The sequence below is a fragment of the Chryseobacterium paludis genome, assembly GCF_025403485.1.
Classification (GTDB): domain Bacteria; phylum Bacteroidota; class Bacteroidia; order Flavobacteriales; family Weeksellaceae; genus Chryseobacterium; species Chryseobacterium paludis.
In genome coordinates this window covers 4,458,121-4,479,710 of sequence record NZ_CP099966.1, presented here as the reverse complement: position 1 = coordinate 4,479,710, position 21,590 = coordinate 4,458,121, and the positions used below count along the sequence as shown (strand labels likewise).

The 21,590-nt window shown below is 31.8% G+C and carries 19 protein-coding genes and 1 pseudogene; all 20 read right to left on the bottom strand.

What is annotated here, in order from left to right:
• Window positions 1-60: 60 nt before the first annotated feature.
• Window positions 61-1,359 (bottom strand): GH39 family glycosyl hydrolase, encoded by a 1,299-nt coding sequence (locus NG806_RS20345; protein WP_261511163.1) that lies wholly within the window; start codon window positions 1,357-1,359, stop codon window positions 61-63.
• Window positions 1,360-1,386: 27 nt separating this feature from the next.
• Window positions 1,387-2,130, bottom strand: coding sequence for a glycosyltransferase family 2 protein (locus NG806_RS20340; RefSeq protein ID WP_214832667.1), 744 nt, complete (start codon window positions 2,128-2,130; stop codon window positions 1,387-1,389).
• Window positions 2,127-3,275, bottom strand: a complete 1,149-nt coding sequence (locus NG806_RS20335) for a glycosyltransferase family 4 protein (RefSeq protein WP_261511162.1) — start codon at window positions 3,273-3,275, stop codon at window positions 2,127-2,129. Before NG806_RS20335 ends, NG806_RS20340 begins: the two co-directional genes overlap by 4 nt.
• Window positions 3,276-3,299: 24 nt before the next feature.
• A complete protein-coding gene (locus tag NG806_RS20330) occupies window positions 3,300-4,388 on the bottom strand; it encodes an EpsG family protein (protein WP_261511161.1) in 1,089 nt (362 codons plus the stop codon).
• Window positions 4,389-4,659: 271 nt separating this feature from the next.
• A complete protein-coding gene (locus tag NG806_RS20325) occupies window positions 4,660-5,562 on the bottom strand; it encodes a glycosyltransferase family 2 protein (RefSeq protein WP_261511160.1) in 903 nt (300 codons plus the stop codon).
• Complete coding sequence (locus NG806_RS20320) at window positions 5,559-6,698, bottom strand: NAD-dependent epimerase/dehydratase family protein (RefSeq protein ID WP_261511159.1); 1,140 nt, start codon at window positions 6,696-6,698, stop codon at window positions 5,559-5,561. Before NG806_RS20320 ends, NG806_RS20325 begins: the two co-directional genes overlap by 4 nt.
• A 2-nt stretch (window positions 6,699-6,700) precedes the next feature.
• Window positions 6,701-7,279: an acyltransferase gene (locus NG806_RS20315; protein ID WP_261511158.1), complete on the bottom strand. Its 579-nt coding sequence runs from the start codon at window positions 7,277-7,279 to the stop codon at window positions 6,701-6,703.
• 100 nt (window positions 7,280-7,379) lie between these two features.
• Window positions 7,380-7,572 (bottom strand): annotated as a pseudogene (locus NG806_RS23055) (DapH/DapD/GlmU-related protein); the annotation flags it as partial.
• A gap of 390 nt (window positions 7,573-7,962) precedes the next feature.
• On the bottom strand, window positions 7,963-9,447 hold the full coding sequence (locus NG806_RS20305) for a lipopolysaccharide biosynthesis protein (RefSeq protein WP_214832678.1): 1,485 nt from the start codon (window positions 9,445-9,447) through the stop codon (window positions 7,963-7,965).
• An 86-nt stretch (window positions 9,448-9,533) separates the two neighbouring features.
• Window positions 9,534-11,882, bottom strand: a complete 2,349-nt coding sequence (locus tag NG806_RS20300) for a GumC family protein (protein WP_261511156.1) — start codon at window positions 11,880-11,882, stop codon at window positions 9,534-9,536.
• Between the two features lie 205 nt (window positions 11,883-12,087).
• Window positions 12,088-12,717 (bottom strand): DUF3575 domain-containing protein, encoded by a 630-nt coding sequence (locus NG806_RS20295; RefSeq protein WP_214832682.1) that lies wholly within the window; start codon window positions 12,715-12,717, stop codon window positions 12,088-12,090.
• A gap of 28 nt (window positions 12,718-12,745) precedes the next feature.
• A complete protein-coding gene (locus NG806_RS20290; protein WP_390882533.1) occupies window positions 12,746-13,315 on the bottom strand; it encodes a sugar transferase in 570 nt (189 codons plus the stop codon).
• A 138-nt stretch (window positions 13,316-13,453) separates the two neighbouring features.
• On the bottom strand, window positions 13,454-14,590 hold the full coding sequence (locus NG806_RS20285; protein ID WP_261511155.1) for an aminotransferase class I/II-fold pyridoxal phosphate-dependent enzyme: 1,137 nt from the start codon (window positions 14,588-14,590) through the stop codon (window positions 13,454-13,456).
• Between the two features lie 108 nt (window positions 14,591-14,698).
• The gene (locus NG806_RS20280) at window positions 14,699-15,250 is read right to left on the bottom strand and encodes a sugar transferase (RefSeq protein WP_214832686.1); all 552 of its coding nucleotides are present in this window, start codon (window positions 15,248-15,250) and stop codon (window positions 14,699-14,701) included.
• 31 nt (window positions 15,251-15,281) lie between these two features.
• On the bottom strand, window positions 15,282-16,184 hold the full coding sequence (locus NG806_RS20275) for an NAD-dependent epimerase/dehydratase family protein (protein WP_261511154.1): 903 nt from the start codon (window positions 16,182-16,184) through the stop codon (window positions 15,282-15,284).
• A gap of 29 nt (window positions 16,185-16,213) precedes the next feature.
• Window positions 16,214-17,422 carry a glycosyltransferase family 4 protein gene (locus tag NG806_RS20270; RefSeq protein WP_261511153.1) on the bottom strand — a complete coding sequence of 403 codons (1,209 nt, stop codon included), beginning with the start codon at window positions 17,420-17,422 and terminating at the stop codon, window positions 16,214-16,216.
• Between the two features lie 4 nt (window positions 17,423-17,426).
• Window positions 17,427-18,563, bottom strand: a complete 1,137-nt coding sequence (wecB, locus tag NG806_RS20265) for a non-hydrolyzing UDP-N-acetylglucosamine 2-epimerase (RefSeq protein ID WP_214832692.1) — start codon at window positions 18,561-18,563, stop codon at window positions 17,427-17,429.
• Between the two features lie 11 nt (window positions 18,564-18,574).
• Window positions 18,575-19,693, bottom strand: a complete 1,119-nt coding sequence (locus tag NG806_RS20260) for a polysaccharide biosynthesis C-terminal domain-containing protein (RefSeq protein WP_214832694.1) — start codon at window positions 19,691-19,693, stop codon at window positions 18,575-18,577.
• 45 nt (window positions 19,694-19,738) lie between these two features.
• Window positions 19,739-20,158: a WxcM-like domain-containing protein gene (locus tag NG806_RS20255; RefSeq protein ID WP_261511152.1), complete on the bottom strand. Its 420-nt coding sequence runs from the start codon at window positions 20,156-20,158 to the stop codon at window positions 19,739-19,741.
• A 51-nt stretch (window positions 20,159-20,209) separates the two neighbouring features.
• Complete coding sequence (locus tag NG806_RS20250; RefSeq protein WP_214832696.1) at window positions 20,210-21,241, bottom strand: polysaccharide biosynthesis protein; 1,032 nt, start codon at window positions 21,239-21,241, stop codon at window positions 20,210-20,212.
• Between the last annotated feature and the right edge of the window lie 349 nt (window positions 21,242-21,590).

The following is a 21,590-nucleotide window of genomic DNA, read 5'->3' as shown; positions in this document are numbered from 1 at the left end:
TAATTTTGATTTAATACATGATGAGATGTAGTTTAATAATTTACATCTCAATTCTTTTAATTACTTAGAGATGGATAAATAATATACCGTTTTAGGGTTCATACTTGGGATGTTAATTGTTGTAGTATTTTTATTAACTATAATCTTTTGCTTTTGATTAAATATCATATTTTCCAGTGGCAGCTCAAGCGTATTAGGAATCTCATATACTACTAAGTCAAGATTTTTATCTTTCTTATAAAGACTAAACAAATTTTTCAACTTCACCTTTGCATTTACAATTCTATTTCCACTGTTATTGTTTAAAATAATATATTCTCCCTTATCATCATAAGAGGCAAATACAGATGTTTGATCATAATTGGTTATATCTTTTACTCTAGTGCCTTTCGTGCTTTGATTATAAATTTTGTAAGCCCACCATACCGATCTAGGTTTGCCTTTTTTGTCTAATAATCCATTAATTGAATTATTACAATTGAAAACGCCATCGCTTTCTGCCCAACATGCTTTACAAGCACCATCTATATTATTATCTTCCAAATATTTAAACACTTGTAATACTTCTGAAGGAGAAAATTGTGAGTATTGGTTGATTATTTCATTTAGAATAATTTTCTTTACACCAACTTTTGGATATCTAGGAAGTATCTCAGTTCTCAGCCTTTTCATATCTTTATTGAAATCCTTATAATATTCTCCGTCCCTTAACTCGTGCCAGCTAAGTATATCAACCCTTACATTATTCGTATTACAAAATTTCAAGAATCCTTCCATTTCTTTTTCATTGTATCGGTCAAAAGAAGGTCCTGTGATCAAAGCTTTATCCCCTCCAGGTGAAGACCTGATAATATCATGTGCTTTTTTAAATATTTTATAATATTCTTCCGTATCAAAATCTCCAAATCCACCCTGATGAAAAGGCTCATTCCATATATCATAAATTACTTTATTATTGAATTTTTGATACTCCGTATTTATTACTGTTTTTAACCGACCTGTATATAAAGGATGTGACCATTCTTTATTATTTTTTTTACCGGGATAGCCATACATATCAGATATTACTAAAATTGGTGTAACCCCAAAACTTCTTAAATAATCTATATCATCAACCGATTTATAAGACCACCCTATTCTCCAGTACTTAGGTTGCAAAGCAATAATATCATTTTGAAGTGCTTTAATATTATCATAATGAAGAAAACCAGACATTGATTTTACATTGCTGATTTTTTTACTGAAATCAACTTCTACAATTACAGAATCCTTAGTTCTCTGACATTTGACAAGAATTAAAGAAATAAAAAGGATGATTATAGAAATTATCTTTATTTTATAAGCATAAATTATTTTCATATATTTTATTGTGAATGATTAACAATACTAATTTACTTTTTTCTTTGACAGTTTATATTCAACTGCCAACTTCGACACTGCAAATAGGGTAACCATTCTTTTATAAATTTTCATATGAAAAGGTCTATCACTTCTGGATAATAAACTTCCTAACTGGGTAACTGTATTATCTGATCTTCTGTAAAGAAGAAAAGGTTTATCTATGAACTTTACTTTACCCACAACTTCTGCAACCAGTCCTATCCAAAGATCTATAGCCACTTCTTTATTTTTAGGAAACGGCATAGAATAATTTAAAACTCTTCTGTTAAAAGCCATACAGCAACCATAATACGTGCTACAGATTATATTTTTTAATAGACCTGTTCCTGAATTATATATTGTAAAAAATGAATGATTAGTAACATTTAAAGATTCATCGGTCACCATGGAATTTGTAACCACCAAATCGTTAGTTTTCAGATTTTCTACCAGCGTAGTATATTTACCGGGCAGCCAAACATCGTCCTGATCAGATATGAAAATAATATCTCCCGTTGATTCCTTTAGTGCATTTTGAAAATTTGGGGTGTAACCGCGTTCTCCCTTATTGATCAATATTTTTATTCTGCTATCATTTATATTTCTAATGATCTCTAATGTATTATCAGTAGATCCATCATCAGAAACAATTACTTCATCATTTTGTCCGATTTGTTTCAAAACCGAATCAATTTGTTCGAATATAAATTTTTCGCCATTATAAGTAGCCAAACATATACTTACTTTCATTGTTTTTTTATTTTTTCAAATGCACTCACAAACTTATTTGCCGAACTTTCCCATCCTTCTTCTCCCGAAAAATACATTTCCTCGATATTGTGAGACATCTGTTCTAATAGATCCCTATTATAATATAGTTCCAATATAGCATCACCAATTGCCTTGGAACTCTTTGGTTCAATTATAAGTCCTGTTTTTCCATGTTTAACCATTTCCGGCAAACCGCCTACATTAGTTGCAATAACAGGTTTCTTAAATGCATAAGCGGACATAATAACACCACTCTGTGTGGCATCTGTATATGGACAAACTACTGCGGAAGATTTGGAAATAAGATTAGCCAAATTTTCAGGATAAATATACTCATTAAGAATATTTATTTCGGAATATTGCTTATAAATTTCAATATCGAAATCAAAATTACCTCCGCCTGCAACTGTAAGAGTTATGTCAGGATATTTTTGAGTGGAGATAATCTCTACAAAAGCATCTAATAAGAATTTAATTCCTTTATATGGTGATATTCTACCGAAAAACAATATATTAAATTGAGATGAAGATTCCGTCTTATCTGTTTGATAATATCTCAGATAATCATATACGCTTAAAAAAGCAGTATGAATATTCTCCGGTTGCTGTTGATAGTGTTTTACAAAATCATCTTTTTGATTTTCGTTTAATAATATCTTATTAATAATGAGTTTGAACTGAAGCTTTCTCAAAAACTTATCAATCATAAAGTTTTCTCCGGAATGTAAAAACGGATCATGTACAATGAGCAACATCTTTTTTCGATACAATAGTGTAGAAAAAAAATACGTAAGCATATAATTATCAATAACAATTACGTCCGGATTTATCTTCTTTATGTATCGATTGATTGTATATGAAATATAAAGTTTCTTGAAAATATTGACATTACGAGTTCCTTTTACAACATATGTTTTATCTAATGAAATGAGTTCTCCAAATCTTAGTAATTCTTCTACCTCTGTACCTTTAGAAATCGTTTTTGTTAATTTTTCTTTATCTAAAAAATTATAAATCTCATACAGAGCCTCTGTGAAGAAGTAAACATCACATTTTTTCTTAAGCGCATTGATCAAAGAAACGTTGGCATCTAGGGCAAATGTGGATAAGAAAGCGACTTTCATGGTAGAAATAAGTTTTTTTAAATGTTATTTTTTCGGATTAAGAATTTTATCCATATGTTTATTAAATATATAATATGCTCTACTGATAGAAGGCTTATCCCACAATATATTTTCATAGTTTCTGATAATGAAGTTGTTGGATTTATACATTTTCAGAATCCCAAATAATAACAGTACAAACGTAAATGTCATTTTAAACACACGACTCAAGGTGGCATAGAAATAAGGATACAATATCCAATAAGAGACTGCAAAAAGGGTAGTCATTCTATCAATCAACACAGAGTATTCCGACAAAAACAGGTAGGTCATTGTGAAGAGAAAAAGAAGGTTGAAAAAGATATTGAGCAACTTCTCATCTTTTATATAATTTCCTATTTTATCGTAGGAGGTATAAAATATAATGAAAGTCAAAACTTTTTCCAAATATCCTATTGTAATACCATATCCGCTACTATATAAACTACTTTTTGAATAAGCTTCTGCCATTATAGAATAGAATCCACCAAATAACTTTCCAAGAGCTAAAACGATAGGTGTTACAAACTTTATTTGTCCCAGATACAGAATATTTCCTAATATAAAAGCTCCCCAAACAAAAGCCGGTAAAAATTTCTTATGTAGAAAAAAGTACAGTGGAAAATAAAAAATTGCAGATGTATGAAAAAGAAGTCCAATTCCATTACATATAAAATATTTAGCTGCATTTCTTTCTTTAATATATTTCAGAGAATATATAAAAAGAAATATCGCTTTGGAATTCCTCAATAGATTAATCTCTATAACCAATCCTGAGAAAATAAAAAACATAATAAACCCCAATATATATTGAGGGGAGTATTTCCTGAAAAAATAATTAAGAAGTAGAACATCGATAAGGGAAGAAACTATCTGAAGTAAAAAATAATCAGATGAGATACTCTTGAGAAGAATCAAAATTACTTTGAAACCAGGTTCTACTTTCAGAAGATAATCTTCGTTGACACTTGAAAAAAACTGTGCTACTCCCCGACTATCCGAGAGTGTTGGAGACATTTCATATAAAGGATAATAAACTGCAAAATCTGTATCAATATATCCTCTGAACCCAAAGAAAACAAAAAAGACCAACATACCTAGGTATCTGATAATTTTAATATCGCTTCCGTCTTTTCTTAATTTATTTTCCCATAAAAAAAGAGCAAAGTAAATCAAAAAAAGAACAATATATGGTATTGAATATATATAGCTAAAAGTTGGTTCCATAAGATACTATACTTTACTTTTTGAATTTTTTAACTGCAATTATAACTAAATATATAAAACTCTGTATTTTAAATATTAATTTACAATAGCTATGATAAGTAAAAACAGCTGCTGTCTCTTTCTTTTTATAATTAATCACTTATCTCGCAGTCCTTTTATTTAAATATAAATTGAACCCCTCTTTATAAGCTTTCAATGCTATTAGCCATTGATTTTTGGGATACCTAAAATATAACATAATAAGAACATACAAAAAATTATATATGACGATATATGATGCGTAAAAAGAGTTATAATTTTTCAAAGAAAAGTAAACTAAATTTCTCCATAAAAACCTTATTGAAAAATCACTCATTTTACCCGTTGAAGTAGATTCATTATGGTGTATTACAGAGTCTGATATATACCATAATGTTTTTTTATTCTTATTAAGTGCTCTATAAACAAAATCAGTATCATCATAATAAACGAAATAATTCTCATCCATTAATCCTACACTGCTGAACACTTCTTTTTTTATCAACATAAAACAGGTAGGCGCATAAATTACTTTCTTGTCTGTGTTGAATTGTCCCCTATCATCTTCTTCCTGTCCATATTGTACTGTAATACCATTCCGTTTATTAAAACCTCCACCTGCAGCCCAAATTTTATTAGTCCCATAGAAATATATTTTAGGAACAACCATATCTGCATCATGCGTATCAAGACCAAATAGTAATTTCTCAATGGATTCGCTTTCAAGAGCAATGTCATTGTTAGAAAGCAACAGTAAATCGCATCCATCCGCAACAGCTCTGGTAATTCCAATATTATTTCCTTTGGCAACACCAAAATTTTCAGAATTTTCAATAATTACTGTGTCGTATTGATATTGATCAGCTAATTTTTTACTTAATACTAAAGAACCATCTGGAGACAGGTTATCGACCACATATAATATAAAATTTTTATATGTTTGCTTACCTAATGTCTCAAAAAACTCTTCAAGAACAGATTCGCTATTATATAAAACGGTTACTATACCTATTTTTCTACTCATTTATACAAGCCTTTATTTTTCATCTCCTCAATAGATAATTCATATTTATCTTCCGGGATTTCCTGATCATTAACCCAACTAGTAAAAGCTTCAATTCCTTTGTCAAAAGTCCATTGGGGTTCAAATCCCAATTCAGATTTTATTTTGGAAATATCTGCAAAATTATGCCTTATATCTCCCAATCTATAGTTTCCAGAGATTTTTATTGGTATCTCACGTTTGTAGAATTTTGACAGTGTATCAGCTACTGTTATCACGTCTGTCGCAACACCAGTTCCAACATTGTAAACCTGACCATTCGCCTCTTCTTTTTCAAGCCCTAATATAGTTGCATTTACAACATCATCTATAAACACGAAATCACGTGTCTCTTTACCATCTTCAAAAATATTGATGCCATTTCCATTTTTAATGCGGGTAGAAAAAATAGATAATATTCCAGTATAAGGATTTGATAAGGATTGTCCAGGACCATATACATTTTGGTATCTATATCCTACTGCGGCAATTCCCAAAGATTTACAAACTGTTAAAACCATCTGTTCCTGATTTTGCTTTGTGATACCATACACAGACGTAGGGTGTATTTTGCTGTCTTCTGTAGTTGGAAGTATCTCAACCGCTTCATGACATACAGGACATTTGCACAAAAAATCCCCCTTAGACATATCTTCATCTAATCTTTCTGTCGGATATACAGTTCCGTGGTTTCTGCATTCATACTTTCCTTCTCCATAAATAGCACGTGAGGCAGCAACAACAACTTTCTTCACATTATGAGAGCTGTTCGCAAGTAGATCAAGCATAATTGCTGTGCCTCCGATGTTAACTTCAATATATTTTTGGATTTCATACATTGATTGCCCTGTTCCGGTTTCTGCTGCCAGGTGAATAATTGCATTTTGTCCTTTGATCGCATTAATCCAATCCTCTTTTGACGTCACTGAACCCTTAATAAAATTGACTTTATTATTGATACTTCTGTAAAGTGGTGAAGTAAGGTCTGGATTATCCCCATGGATCTGAGGTGACAGATTATCTAAAACCGTTACATTTAATCCTCTATCCAAAAGTTTGAGAGCAATGTTAGAGCCTATAAAACCGGCGCCTCCAGTAATTAATATATTTTTTTTCATATTTATGTAAAATTCCCTTTAGCATCTGTTTTCAGCCAAGCTTGTTTTTCAAATGAGTAGCGTTTTATAATTTTTGCAGGTGCACCAACAGCAATACAATAATCAGGAACATCTTTGGTAACTACAGAATTTGCACCAATAATACTATTTTTACCCACACTCGCACCGGAGATGCAGACGTTCTCTCCAATCCAAGAGCCTTCTTTTATAACAACATCAGAAAGTTGGACTATCGGTTGATCAATTATTGGTCGACTAATATCTTTATAACCATGTTGATTATCCGAAATATAAACCCGATCTGCTATAAGCACAGAGTTTTCAATCACAATACTTTTTGTACAATAAATATGAGCTGAATTTCCTATGTATGTGTTACTTCCTATTTTCAATTTACACTCCTTATGTCCTGTTAGAGGATTTGCTGCTAACCATGCATTTTTTCCAATAGAAACTTTTTCACCGATAAATATATTTTTTGGTTTTTCGATTCGGATAACATTTTTTATAGAAGATCTATAGCCGAAAGCTCCAAATTTCAATTTGTTTAATGGATACAATATTAAATTATAGTAAATCATTATGAAATTGCATTTAGATTAATTAGTTTTTTTATATCAAGCAGGTTTTCAGAATTCAATTCTATCCATTCATTACTTTTATCCCACCATTTTAATTTTAATAGAAAATCAATTTCTTCTTGTGAGAATCTGTATTTTATTAATTTACCTGGTGTACCAACAACGATTGCATATGGTTCTACATCCGCAGTAATAACAGAATTGGCTCCAATTATTGCCCCATCACCAATCTTAATACCATTCAATATAATTGCGTTTGCCCCAATCCAGACATCATTCCCAATGACAATATCTTTTCTATATTTATAATTATCTTCTTTAGAAAAATTCCTTAAAAGGTTGGTCGGATTTGAATAAATTGAAGGATGAGTACTAACAAATGTATGAGTTGGGTGCTTTCCTGGTCCTGTTCTAACACTGGGTCCAATAGAACAAAATTTCCCCATCTTCGTTTCACTTATGACAGATCCTTCAGCTATATAAGAAAAATCATCAATTGACGAGTTTATCATAATCACATTGTTTCCAAGCCAGTTGTATTTACCGAAAACAACATTGAATAATTTAGACATATACCCTACTCTAAGATACTGATATCTAGATTGGTATTTTATTTTTGTAATCAGCCATTTCAAATACTCAGAAAAGGGATTTTGCAAATAAGATTTATCCAACATACCTTTTTACTTTTTTACTAATGAAATTAATTGCCTTACGTTTTCATTTTTCAAAACAACAGGTAAATATAAAAAAAGTGAAAGTATACCTATAATTATCTTTAAAATATTTTTTTCAGCAGAAATTAATTGATTACACGAAACATTAATAACTATAATTAATATACTCAAAAAGAACAATTTGATTTCTTCTTTTTGAAATACCTTCCAAAAACCAATCTTTAGAGAGCTATTGTAATTGATAATAACCAAAACAGATCCTACTGAAAGGGCAATTCCCCAGGCTATAATAATTCCATACCCGCCTAAATATGTACCGAGTATCATCCCTAAAACAATATTAATAACAGCCATACCAATGTGAACGATAACTAATATATTTAACCGTCCTTCTCCCATTGAGCTAAAATAAGCAGGCCCACACATAATATTAATAAATGAAGAAGCAGTTAAGACCAGCATAGAAAAAATGAAATCATTATTAAAATCACCAAGCCATGCTAAAGATATGAAAGGAGTTGCTAATATTAAGATCGTGGATAATGGCAAATTGAATAAAAGTAAAATACGATTCATCTTAATATAGAAATCTTGTAAAAAAGAAGATCCGCCAACCTTTGCTTTTTCAGCAACAACAGGAACTACAACCTGATTGGCATTCGTCAATAAAGCTCTAAATTGATTCACTGCTTTAGTTGCCATCTCATAATGCCCAAGAAGTGCAAGACCACCATATTTACTCAATAAAAGTTTGGTAGCAGGCTCATATAAAAGCTGGCTTATGGATACAAGTTGAAATTTGTATCCATAATTAAAAAGTTCTTTGAATGATTTCAAACTCCACTTCCAATAACGGATTTTATTATTAGGATTTATTCTAACTGTACATATTAAGGCAACTACAAAAATAAAAACAGATTGTAAAAGCTGTACAATTGCAACACCTTTAAGGTGATAAATAGGCGTTAATAATATAGTGCCAACAAACATAATAATCCCGGATGCGATGTAAATAAAATTTCGGATGTAATTTTTTTGGTGCCCTTCTAAAACGGATGTAAATACTCCTCCAACGGCATTAATACAAAGGGAAGCTAATGAATAAGGAAGTATTTCTAATGCGACATCTAAAAAACTTTTATCAATTACGAATCCCAAGAAAAATTTTGCAGAAGATAAAATTAGTAAACTTAGAGTGCCAAACAAGATCAACATTGACAAAATTGAAGTAAATATTAGTTTACCCAGTTTAGTTTCGTCATCCTCCAAAAGATATTCTGCAACAAACTTCACCAATCCAGAAGTCAGACCCAAATTAGCCAAATTAGCAATAGAAGAAAATGACAATATAAGAGACCATACTCCCAATTGCTTTACACCAACCGCTGCTAATAAATACTTATACAAAAAAAAGTACAACAACGCTGTAAAGACAACCTGTATAACTGCCGATAAAGCATTAATTGTAAGTTTTTTTGAAGAAAAATTCATTAAGGTCAATTATTTATACATTCGATTGTATTTTGTGTAAAATATCTTTTTTCATTTCCTACTATGCTTTACTTTATAAGACGATACTAAAAATATTTCTTCCACCACTTTTTCTCCTCTGCCTGATATCCGTATCCAAACTTGTTCCCATAGCCAAAGTTAGATTCTTTCACCTCATTTAATACAATTCCTACATTTTTGAGCTTTTTGTCCCCTATCGAATTATTTAAAAACTCTATATAGCTTTTTTCTGTGACCTCAGACCTCGTTACATATACGATAGCATCACTCATATCTGATATAAGGAAAGAATCCGTAACTAATAAAAGAGGAGCCGTATCCAAAACAATATATTTGTATTTGTTTAGCGCTTTAGCAATGTCTAAAAGTTCTTCTAACTTGCCATTCTGTAAAAGATCTGTCGGATTTGGAGGAATAGAACCCGAATAAATAAAGTCACAGTTCTCGTTATAACTACTTGGATGAATAATTTCATTAATAGAGATTTCCTCTCCGCTTAAGAATTCTGACAAACCTTTTGCCGTCTTCATTGAAGGATTGTAGCGTTGTAATTGTGGATTTCTAACATCTGCCCCAATTACCAAGACTTTATTACGTGAAGAGGCTAATATGATTGATAAATTGGTTGAAACAAATGTCTTTCCTTCTCCTTTTACCGATGAGGTGACCATTATAACATGTGGTACATCTCTTCGAGGTAATAAAAAATTCAAATTGGTTACAAATATCCTGAAGGCCTCAGCCATAGGCGAAACATCATTAAAAGTAACGAGTGCATTTTCTTTGTTTTTCAGCTTTGGAATTTCAGCAATCACCGGTAAATCAGTAAGTTTAGTAAGGTCTGCTCTTCTAACAATAGTACTTTGCAGAAGGCCTTTTAAATAAATGATTGCAAATGGTATCAGTAAACCTAAGGCAGCAAATATTCCCAATATAACTAATTTCCTAGGTGCAACGGGTTTTTTAAATATAAATGCTTTATCTATTACTCTTGCCTTTTCAGCAGTTATCTCCATACTGATCGCAGCTTCTTCCCTTTTTTCTAAAAGTAATAAATAAAGATTTTCTTTTATTTGCTGCTGTCTTTCAATACTTCTAAATAATTTTTCTTGCCTTGGAATTTTGCCAATCATCTGCTCAGAACCCCCTAACTGGCTTTCTACTTTTCTTTTTGCCAATTCCAATGTCGCCTGATTTTTTTGCAAAGATTGTGTCAAAGAAGATTTCATTTCTTCAATTTGTTTGTTTGCACTTTTTACAAGCGGGTTATCTGGTGTGGCTTCCTCCAAGTATTTATTTCTTTGAAGTACAAGTGTGTTATATTCCTGGATTGCTTTCCCAGCAGTTTCACTGTCCAATCCTATATTAAGCGGTAAAACATCTCCTGTCCCCTTTTTATTTAAAGAATTTTGAAGCATTTGATTAAGTTCCAACTGAGTTCCTATTTCCAGAATCTGAGCTTTACTCTGTTCTTTCAATTGAAGATTAATTTTAGCTTCTGTCGGTAAATCGACAATATTATTATCTGATTTATATCCTTCCTTTTGAGTTTCTACATCACCCAATTCTTGTGAAATAAGCAGAATTCTTTTATCAATAAAATCCTTCGTTCTCTTAGATTCAATATTTTTATCACTAATGGCGTAGACATTATACTGTCTTACTAAACCATTAAGAAAATCTTTTGCCTTATCTTTATTTTCAAAATCTACAGAAAGATTTATAATAGTTCCATCTTTATCCAACAAATCAACTTTTACAGCCTCCTGATAATCATTAACTGTACTTTCAAAATTACTATAGTTGAAATAAACATCTGAAAGGTCAACTTTTTTAGGTGCTTTAAAATCAGGATTCTTACTGATCATTATTACCGCAAAAGGTAAGCTCGTCGTTTTATTAAAAGAAGTTTTTATATCATTCTTCCATTCTTTAGAAGACAATATGATTTCATTACCTTTAGTTTTAATAGAAATTGGTTTCTTAGGTAATTCGGAATCTTTTTTTTCCTGAATAATATTGATTATGTAAGGATTTGTATTCCCATACAGTTCTACACTATTAAATGTTTGCTTAGCATATATAGGAGTTTGAAAGTTATTTTCTTTCAAGACATCTTCTACAATTGTTTTGGATTCAAAAACACCAACTTCATTTTCAATGCTATTGGTACCCATACCACTAAGACCACCAATACTTTGTAACACCCCAATATCTCCGGATGCTACAGACATTTTTTTAGCATCTTTTATAAGTACAGATGTTTGAGCTTTATAAACAGGAGCAGTCGATTTTATAAAATAAATTGCCAATATCAACATCAGGAAAATCATTCCGAAAAAATATTTCCAATTTTTTAAATATGGACTTATAAGTTCTTTTACATCGACTTCTTTAGAGTTCAGTTTATCCATTTTTAAGGATTAAATTATCAATTGAAAAATTCTATTACAACACTTTATTTAAAACGTGTGCAAATATATCTATTATTTTAGATAATCTTTTTAATAATTATTAAAAAGATTGCAGGGGAATTGTTTTTATAGTATCCTATTTTCACTAAAGATATTATATATATACATCTCCTTTATCCATAATGTTCAAAACAAAGATATTTTTTTATTTTTTTATTTTATAGGTCAACATGAGACCTCCTCTTGTAGGTATTAATTCTCCACTTTTATTGAATTTTGTGGCATGTTCATATCTTGTGTTATTATCTTTAAAATATCCTTTATAAAATGATTGTGTCGTTCCTATTCCTGCATATAAATCCAGTCCCCAATTTTCATTAATGGTAAAGTGATATCCACCGCTTATTCCAAAAATAAATGCAAGGCCTTTTTGATATTTCCCCGTCACACGGACGCTTCCGTCAGGCAATATCTCAGCTTGTCCCAATTCATCCCGTACTGGTTTGTCATTCCAATAATTCCATTTTTGAAGATTGAAGGCTGCCATTGAAACATAGGTCCCAACATACCATTTCTTCATTCTCTCTCCAAAATAATATCTTCCTTCCAGGGTTCCCATATAGATCTGCAAATTCCTTCCACTAAAAGATTTCCAGGGTGAGACAAATGCTTCTGCCTGTAAAGAAATTTTATTACTGACTGGCTTTTCAACAGCTATATTATATATGCCTATTGGGGCAAAAAGGGTGTTAACTTTTACCTCTGTTTGAGCATTCAATGTAGATGCAAGAAACAAGCTTGCTGTAAAACATAAATTTTTAATCAGGAATTTCATTGGTATATAACATTTATCTTATTAATAACTATGTTCTCAGCGTTAAAAGGGTTTTCAGGAGTATAACAATGTCGTTTTTAAAAGAAAGATTATGATAATAATCCAGATTCATTCTTACTTTATCGGGAAACAATACTCCATCATTATATTGTAAAGGATTTTTCTGTTCAGACAAGATTTGCTCTTCATTACGGTACTTAATTCCGGCTTCACTGGTAATTCCTGGTTTAAGAAAAAGAATAAGGCGATTTTTTCCTTCTAGCTTATCATAATACCCAGGGATATCAGGACGAGGACCAACTAAAGACATATCTCCCTTCAAAATATTAAATAACTGAGGAAGCTCGTCCAGTTTAGTTCTTCTCATCAAATTACCAATGGTTGATTTTTCAAATGTTTTCGGACTTAAGGTTCTGAATTTGTAGATAGTAAAAAGTTTTGCATTCCGCCCTATCCTTTTTTGAGTGAAAATCCCAGGGAAACCAGTATCCAAAGAGGCCAACAATAATAACAGAATAAGTAAGGGCAATAATATTATTACAGTAGAAATTACTATACTATAATCCATCATCATTTTCCAAAAAGGGTATTTTTTCACAATATTCGTATTCCTTACAAATATATAAAATATGTTTGTAAGAATAAAGAAATCTTCAGCAAGTAAGGAACTTAAGGTGTCTATATCGGATTTTGAACTATTAAATATATTCTATTATTAAAATATTAAATTACTTTTCTATTTTGAGAAAAAAATTTTCAATACCTCTGCTATTCGTTTTTTATCTTTTTCTGTAAGATTAGATCCAGAAGGTAAGCACAACCCTTTTTCAAAAAGATTTTCAGCAATTTTTGATCCATAATAAGGACTATTTGAAAAAATGGGCTGCATGTGCAAAGGCTTCCAAAGTGGTCTGGACTCTATGTTATCCTGTAAAAATGCCAATCTTAGATCCGTACTGGTTTTTCCTGTTTTTGATGTATCAATTGTAATGGCTGATAACCAGTGGTTGGAATAAAAATCGTCACTCGGTTCTGAAAAAACATCCACTCCTTCAATGTCTTTGCATAACTCCAAATAAAAATCATGCATTTTTCTACGAGCTTCTACCCGATCATTCAAAACTTCCATTTGTCCACGACCTATTCCCGCGATAATATTACTCATTCGGTAATTATATCCGATATTGGAATGTTGATAATGTGGTGCTTCATCTCTGGCTTGTGTAGATAAGAAGATCGCATTATTTTTAGTCTCTTGCGAATGACATATCAGAGCTCCACCTCCTGAAGTTGTAATAATTTTATTTCCATTAAAAGATAAAATGCCGAAATCCCCAAAAGTTCCACATGCTTTACCTTTATATCTTGCGCCCAGTGATTCTGCTGCATCTTCTATAAGGGGTATTTCATATTTTGAAGCAACTGACAAAATTTCATCCATTTTAGCAGGCATCCCATAAAGATTTACAACGATAATAGCTTTGGGTTTCTTACCTTTTCTTAATCTATTTATGATTGCTTCCTCTAAAACAATAGGACACATATTCCAAGTTTCAGATTCACTATCTATAAAAACTGGCTGAGCGCCACAATATACAATGGGATTGGCTGAGGCAATAAATGAAAAAGTGGATGTGAGTATTTCATCCCCTTTAGTAATTCCTAATAATATCAGTGCTAAATGTATCGCTGATGTAGCGGAATTCAGGGCACAAACTTCGACGTCATTCTCAAGAAATTTCTTTAAATCAAATTCAAATTCATCAATATTATTTCCAATAGAGGTTACCCAGTTTTTCTGAAAGGCATCTTCAATGAATTGTATTTCATTTCCTGATAGATGAGGAGGAGAAAGCCAAATTTTATCTTGCATCGTGTGTTATTGAGAAGCAAATATAACTTTTCCTATTGAATTTAGATCTTAGTTTTTAAATTTATGACAGGGATTAGGAGTAATTTGGATCAACACAACAAAGTCCAATTATTTTTTGATTCTATCACCCTGGCCTTTTCCACCTACTGTAGCAAAAATATATTTTAGGTAATCAGATACTGTTAAGTTCCGCAGCATTTCTGCATCTTTTTCAGCTAATTCAACAGGTGTTGACATATCAATTTCATTAATTTGAGCTAAACCAGTAATCCCAGGAAGAAAATTGTAAACTCCTCTTTTATCTCTTTCTTCTATTAGATCAGTTTGATTAAAAAGATTTGGTCTTGGACCAACCAGACTCATATCTCCAATTAAAACATTAATAAGCTGAGGAAGCTCGTCTAATTTTGACTTACGTAAAAATCCTCCAAATTTCGTCACAGAAGAATTACTTGAAAGATGCGTGGCTACTGACTTTGTATTGACATGCATCGTTCGAAATTTCATCAACTTAAATGGCTTTTTTTGTTTTCCCACTCTTTCCTGAAAGAAAATAGGTGATCCGGTATCAAATAGACCAATTATGTACAATATTATTCCTATTGGCCATAAAAAAAGAATTCCAAAAAAAGAGAATAAGAAATCGAGTATACGTATCATTATGAAATGTTTAGTAGTTTGAGGTTATATTTTAGATGTTAAAACTTTGTACAGTTTTAATTAATCCTTCCTGTACTGATACAGGTAAAGATTCTATTTTTAATTCATTTTTTATTTTCTGATTTGAAACTATATAAGATTCAGTCAGTTTCTTTAATCTCTCCGAGTTTAGTGGTAAATGTAATTTATCACCTAACTTTGCAACCTTCTCGATCATAGTCTTTGATATGTTCCAAAGTTTCGCTTTTTTACCGACTGCATGATTAATTGTTTTAATGAGCTCATTCGTTGATATAGCACTGTCATCTGCAAAATTATAAATACCTGAGGATAAATTTTCATTAATTAACATCTGACCTATCAGGAAATTTAAATTATCAATGCTTAGAAATGATCTTTTATTTTCAAAAGCAGTTAATGGCCAGGGTAATCCTTTTTTAACAATCTTATAAAGTAAATTTAAATTCCCCTTATTTCCCGGACCATGAATCATGCATGGACGAATCACATATACTTTTTTGTTTGCAGGCAATGATTGATTAAGAATATATTCTTCAGCTTCTCTCTTGGACTTACCATAAGGTGTATAAGGATCAGCATCCACTTCTTCTGTCAGAATATGCTCTACTCTATCTGCAGCAGCTTTTACTGAGCTAAAATAAAAAAACTGATTAATTTCTGACTTTAAGAATTCATTAAATAACTCAATCGTGAGGTCTCTATTTATTTTATAATATTCATTATCATCAGAAGTGTTGGATGTGTCGTGTGCTTTACCTGCCAAATGGATAACTGCATCAGCATTTGCTGGAAAATCACTCTTCCAATCTTCATTTCTAAGAGATAAGGAAATAATTTGATTGTCTTTCTGTCTTAAATATTCTGTAAGATTTTTACCTACAAATCCAGATGCTCCGGTGATAATTACATTCATAAATTAAATTTTAAATCTGAAAAAACAGGCTATAACTTCCTTTTAATAATATTTTCTAAATTTGAAATACAGGTAGACATTCTAAAATTATTTTCATAATATTTTCTGCTATTCTCTCCTAGCTGATTAAGCACATCTGTAGATAGGTCTGAAGCTTTAAGGATTGTATTTGCCAGTGACTTATAATCACCCGCAGAAACTGTAAAACCACAATCTGCCTCTAAAACATTATCTGCTCCTTCTCCGTTCAGCATTGCAATGATTGGTTTTGAAGCACTCATATAAGCTTGTAGCTTTGCAGGTACGGTAAGATTAAAAATAGGATCATCTTTTAAAGTTACAAGCATAACATCAGCCTTATCAAAAAAACTGGACATCGCTTCCACAGGATATCTTCCCATAGTAAATACGGTTTCCTGCAACTGATGTTCTTCGATAAATTCTTTAACATACGGCATCTTCCTGCCATCTCCAACTAAAATAAATTTGATTCCTTTGTTTTTAAGCTCCAAAGCAGCCTGCATTATATTCTCTAAATCCTGAGCTTCACCAATATTCCCGGCAAACATCACTTTGAATCCTTCAGGTAGTTTTGGAATAGAAAAATCTTTATTTCCTTCAGATATGGTATCTTCCGCCCAGTTTGGAAAATAAACAATCTTATCATCAAAATTTCCTTTTTGATTGATTGATTTTCTAAACCCTTTAGAAGTAATCAAAATTTTTTCTGAATTTGTATAGAACTTTTTTATAACCCTTTCATAATATCCCAGAATCCATTTATTTTTCACACCTCCTGCAATAGATAAACTTTCGGGCCATAAATCCATTACCCAAAAATAAACTGGTGTTTTCCATATTTTATTCATTAAGAGAGCTGGATAATATTGCGTTATTGGGGAAGGTTCATGTACGATGACAGCATCAAATTTAGTATTAAAGCCCATAAAAAAAGCTTTAATGGATGCAAAGAATGCAAAGCTATAATAATTTATAAATAAACGTATACCTCCTCCTTTACCCCTTGGAAGAAGCAACGACCTTATTACTTTTACCCCATTTACAACCTGCTTTCTATTTTTGAAAATACTATATCCATCATAAATTTTGCCTTCGGGATAATTAGGAAGACCTGTCAGTACTGTCACATCATAACCCCTCTTCTGTAGTTCAAAAGCAAGATCATTACTTTTGAAATTTTCCGGATAAAAATACTGTGTTATTACAAGAACATTCATATATCTATTGTTCGCTCCAGACCACTCTTTTAATATAATCGGTATAAGAAATGATGATTCTTACGACTTTTTCGGATACGTTTGGCATAGAATAATCTGCAACCTGTCTGAAGTTCCGTTCATCTCCAATCTTCTGTCGCTGAACCTGCACCAATCCTTGTAGAATACGTTCCGGTGATAAACCTACCATCATTACACTAGATTCTTCCATTGCCTCTGGTCTCTCATGAGCCTGGCGTATATTAAGAGCTCTAAAGTTAAGTATAGAGGATTCTTCAGAAATAGTTCCTGAATCTGATAATACTGCATAAGAGCGTTTCTGAAGCGCATTATAATCATGGAATCCTAAAGGTTTAAGAAATTGGATTTCAGGACGTACCTCCACTCTCATTTTATCGATCATATTTCTTGTTCTTGGATGCGTGGAAACAATAATAGGATATTGATATTTCTCTGCTATAGCATTTAGAGAATCTATTAAACCTCTAAAGTTTTTTTCTGAATTAATATTTTCTTCTCGATGAGAAGATACTACGAAAAACTTCCCTTCTTCTAAGTTTAGTTTCTTGAGTACATCAGATGCATTAATTTCTGGTAAGTAATGGTTCAGAACCTCAAACATCGGCGAACCTGTTTTGATAATTCTGTCAGCGGGTAATCCTTCACGAAGTAAATATTCTCTTGCGATATCCGAATACGTAAGATTTACATCTGCAGTATGATCTACAATTTTACGGTTGGTTTCTTCCGGTACTCTTTGATCAAAACATCGGTTACCTGCTTCCATATGGAAAATAGGAATATGTCTCTTTTTTGCAGGAATTGCACATAAACAAGAATTGGTATCTCCAAGAACCAAAAATGCCTCTGGATTTAATTCTTCCAATAGCGGATCTATTTTTATTAAGATATTTCCTATCGTCTCTGTAGCAGTTTTTCCAGCTGCCTCCAGAAAATAATCAGGCTTTCTAAGTCCCAGATCATCAAAAAAGATCTGATTAAGTTCATAGTCATAGTTTTGACCTGTATGAACAATGATATGTTCTATGGCTTCAGATGCATCCAAAGCGGATAATACTCTTGACAATCTAATAATCTCCGGTCGTGTTCCGACAACCGTCATTACTTTTAACTTTTTCATTAATTAATATTTTAAACTTCTACAAAATAAGTATCTGCATCTTCAGGATTATATGCTTCATTAATCCAAAAAATAGTATATAATTCTTCCTCTCCTATATTCTTAATATTATGAGTATACCAGATCGGCATATCTACATAAGAAGGTTCTGTCCCGTCCAGATAAAAATCAAGAACTTCATCAGAATCAATTTTTCTCAGTTGGATTAATGCTTTTCCTTTAATAACAGCGAAACGTTCTATTTTTCTTGTATGAAAATGATTCCCTCTTGTTATGTTCGGAACTGTAGTTGAAAATGAACATTGTCCACCAATACCTAAACGGATGATTTCAACGAAAGCACCCCGTGGATCTGTATGTTGAGTAAATTTAACGGGATAATGATTCTTATGATCTATATAAGAACGGTAGGTATTAAATAAATTATGTTCAAAAGAATCGTTAATAGCCGGGATCTCACCATTATCAAAATATTTGGTTTTGAATTGGTTTAATAATGACAAAACTTCAGAAACTTTCTTACAGGCTGTAGGCTCAACAAATAACTCATTCTTACTTTCTTCCGAACGAATCTCACTAATAATTCGATCTACCAATTCTTGCACATAAATTAGCTTTACTTCACCATCATTGGCAATACTTGGAGTTTCGCCATGCGTTAACTGATAACAAAATGTAGCGACAAAAGAATTATAGAAAGGCTTACCAAACGCTCCAAAAACATTCGGAATAATTAAACCCGTAACTTTCCCACCATTTTCACTGGCCCACTTAACTATTATTTCACGCCCCTCACGTTTTGACCTTCCATATAAATTATCCCTTTCTTCCTGGGTTGAAGATGAAATCATGACGTGCGCTTTGGAGACTGTGCGTTTTAAAGACTCAACTAAATTCTGAGCTAAAGCTACATTAGTTTCATAAATAAACTGCTCGCTCTCATGACGATTCATGGCTGCCAAATGGACAATAACATCACATTTTGAAACAAATTCATCTAATTGCTGTTGATTGTCGAAAAACTCTTTCTTAAATTCAACATGTTCAAATTCTTCTGGAAATAAGCCCAGTGTATTATATAAATGACGGCCAACAAATCCATTTTGGCCGGTTATTCCTATTTTTTTCATTTAATTGTTTTTAAAACAAATATTTGATTATACTTTAAAGAGTGGTTACAAATCATTTTTTTGCGTAAAATAATTTAACTCAAACCGATATTCATCATCTATTTCTCCCAGTCCATAATCAGCTAAAACAAGTAATTTACTTCCTTCTTCAAGACTTTTTATCGCGGTTAGGCAACCACCTCTTACATGGAGGTAAGTTAAAGTTTCTGAAGAAAGTATATATTTATTTATCGTTAAATCTTTTGAAGGGTTCTTAAAATTATCCACTTCTATGACGTCTATTTCAAAGCTTCCATTGATACATGCAAACCAACGTGTTTCTATTTTATGTCCCTGCCAACCTCTTATAAATTCAGTTGAGTGATTCTCTATTGTGTAAATACGTTTAATTATAGAAGCATCAAACTCATTATTATAAGTTATAACACCCCTTAAGTCTTCATGCCTGTTTCCTTTTAATATCACCAGTTTATAGTTTGAATAATTATCTAAGAACAATTTCCTTATCAGATATTACTAAGAATATTGCATTACATCCTCACCAAACACCTCTTTTCGTATTAGTGGCAGAGTTGATATTAACTGCTTTAGACCTTCTACACCTTGTTGTTCCGTATTATGTGAATGATAATCTTCTATTTTTGAGATATCTTCTTCTCCTTCAGAAAAGTATTTAGCGTAGTTCAAATCACGGTTATCAGCAGGGATACGATAAAAATCACCCATATCTTCTGCTTTTATCATTTCCTCGCGCGTACAAAGTGTTTCATATAATTTTTCGCCATGACGAGTTCCGATAATCTTAACAGGGACCTTTTTACCAGTCAATTCAATTAAAGCTTGAGCTAAATCTCCAATGCTTCCTGCAGGAGCTTTATTTACAAATAAGTCTCCAGGATTTCCGTTTTCAAAAGCAAACAGAACTAAGTCTACTGCATCTTCTAAAGACATAAAAAAGCGAGACATATTAGGATCCGTAATCGTAATAGGTTCTCCTTTTTGAATCTGATTTAAAAATAGCGGGATAACAGATCCTCTGGAAGCCATTACATTTCCATAACGGGTCAAACAAACTGTTGTGTCTTTTAAATTACGGGCTTCTGCTACTGCTACCTTTTCCATCATTGCTTTGGAAATCCCCATAGCATTGATAGGATAAGCAGCTTTATCTGTTGATAAACAAATTACCTTTAAAACTTTATTTGCTGCAGCAGCAAGAATGACATTTTGTGTCCCTTCCACATTTGTTTTTACAGCTTGCATAGGAAAAAATTCGCACGAAGGAACCTGTTTTAGGGCAGCTGCATGGAAAATATAATCTACCCCTCTTGTCGCTGGTTCAACCGAATTATAATCTCTTACATCGCCTATATAGTATTTAATTTTTTCATTTTTATACAGGTTACGCATATCATCCTGTTTTTTCTCATCACGAGAAAAAATGCGTATTTCTTTAAAGTGGTCGGTTTGTAAAAATCTGTTTAGTACAGCTGTTCCGAATGAACCAGTGCCTCCTGTTATTAGGAGTGTTTTATCTTTTATTTGCATATTAAAATTTCTAAAATAAAATTGGCAGGCCCAAAGTTAATAACTTTTATATTATGCCAATTAAAATAGGTTTTTGTTTTTAAAGTTATTTAAGTGAGTGAGGTCATTTAAAATTTATTATTCTTACAAAATTACTTTAGAGCAATGATCATAAAAACAACATAGTTATAAGGTTTCCAGGTGAATATCATTATATCGAAAATAATTGAGCGGTCTCAAAAGATATTTTTATTAGTAAAATATTCTCATTAAACTTTTGTTTTAAATTTGCATAATATACCGTTAACTTTCTGTTGATAGTAATTTTGGGGAAAATCCAATTGGTCTAAAAAAGATTTGAATCGGGCCA

Coding starts and splice junctions, on each gene's coding strand:
- NG806_RS20325 (WP_261511160.1), bottom strand. CDS start 5,562: ATGAGTAGAAAAATAGGTATAGTAACCGTTTTATATAATAGCGAATCT.
- NG806_RS20270 (WP_261511153.1), bottom strand. CDS start 17,422: ATGAATGTTCTTGTAATAACACAGTATTTTTATCCGGAAAATTTCAAA.
- NG806_RS20300 (WP_261511156.1), bottom strand. CDS start 11,882: ATGGATAAACTGAACTCTAAAGAAGTCGATGTAAAAGAACTTATAAGT.
- NG806_RS20345 (WP_261511163.1), bottom strand. CDS start 1,359: ATGAAAATAATTTATGCTTATAAAATAAAGATAATTTCTATAATCATC.
- NG806_RS20305 (WP_214832678.1), bottom strand. CDS start 9,447: ATGAATTTTTCTTCAAAAAAACTTACAATTAATGCTTTATCGGCAGTT.
- NG806_RS20250 (WP_214832696.1), bottom strand. CDS start 21,241: ATGCAAATAAAAGATAAAACACTCCTAATAACAGGAGGCACTGGTTCA.
- NG806_RS20280 (WP_214832686.1), bottom strand. CDS start 15,250: ATGATACGTATACTCGATTTCTTATTCTCTTTTTTTGGAATTCTTTTT.
- NG806_RS20315 (WP_261511158.1), bottom strand. CDS start 7,279: ATGATTTACTATAATTTAATATTGTATCCATTAAACAAATTGAAATTT.
- NG806_RS20260 (WP_214832694.1), bottom strand. CDS start 19,693: ATGAAAAAAATAGGAATAACCGGCCAAAATGGATTTGTTGGCCGTCAT.
- wecB (WP_214832692.1), bottom strand. CDS start 18,563: ATGAAAAAGTTAAAAGTAATGACGGTTGTCGGAACACGACCGGAGATT.
- NG806_RS20275 (WP_261511154.1), bottom strand. CDS start 16,184: ATGAATGTAATTATCACCGGAGCATCTGGATTTGTAGGTAAAAATCTT.
- NG806_RS20285 (WP_261511155.1), bottom strand. CDS start 14,590: ATGCAAGATAAAATTTGGCTTTCTCCTCCTCATCTATCAGGAAATGAA.
- NG806_RS20330 (WP_261511161.1), bottom strand. CDS start 4,388: ATGTTGGTCTTTTTTGTTTTCTTTGGGTTCAGAGGATATATTGATACA.
- NG806_RS20320 (WP_261511159.1), bottom strand. CDS start 6,698: ATGAAAAAAAATATATTAATTACTGGAGGCGCCGGTTTTATAGGCTCT.
- NG806_RS20340 (WP_214832667.1), bottom strand. CDS start 2,130: ATGAAAGTAAGTATATGTTTGGCTACTTATAATGGCGAAAAATTTATA.
- NG806_RS20295 (WP_214832682.1), bottom strand. CDS start 12,717: ATGAAATTCCTGATTAAAAATTTATGTTTTACAGCAAGCTTGTTTCTT.
- NG806_RS20335 (WP_261511162.1), bottom strand. CDS start 3,275: ATGAAAGTCGCTTTCTTATCCACATTTGCCCTAGATGCCAACGTTTCT.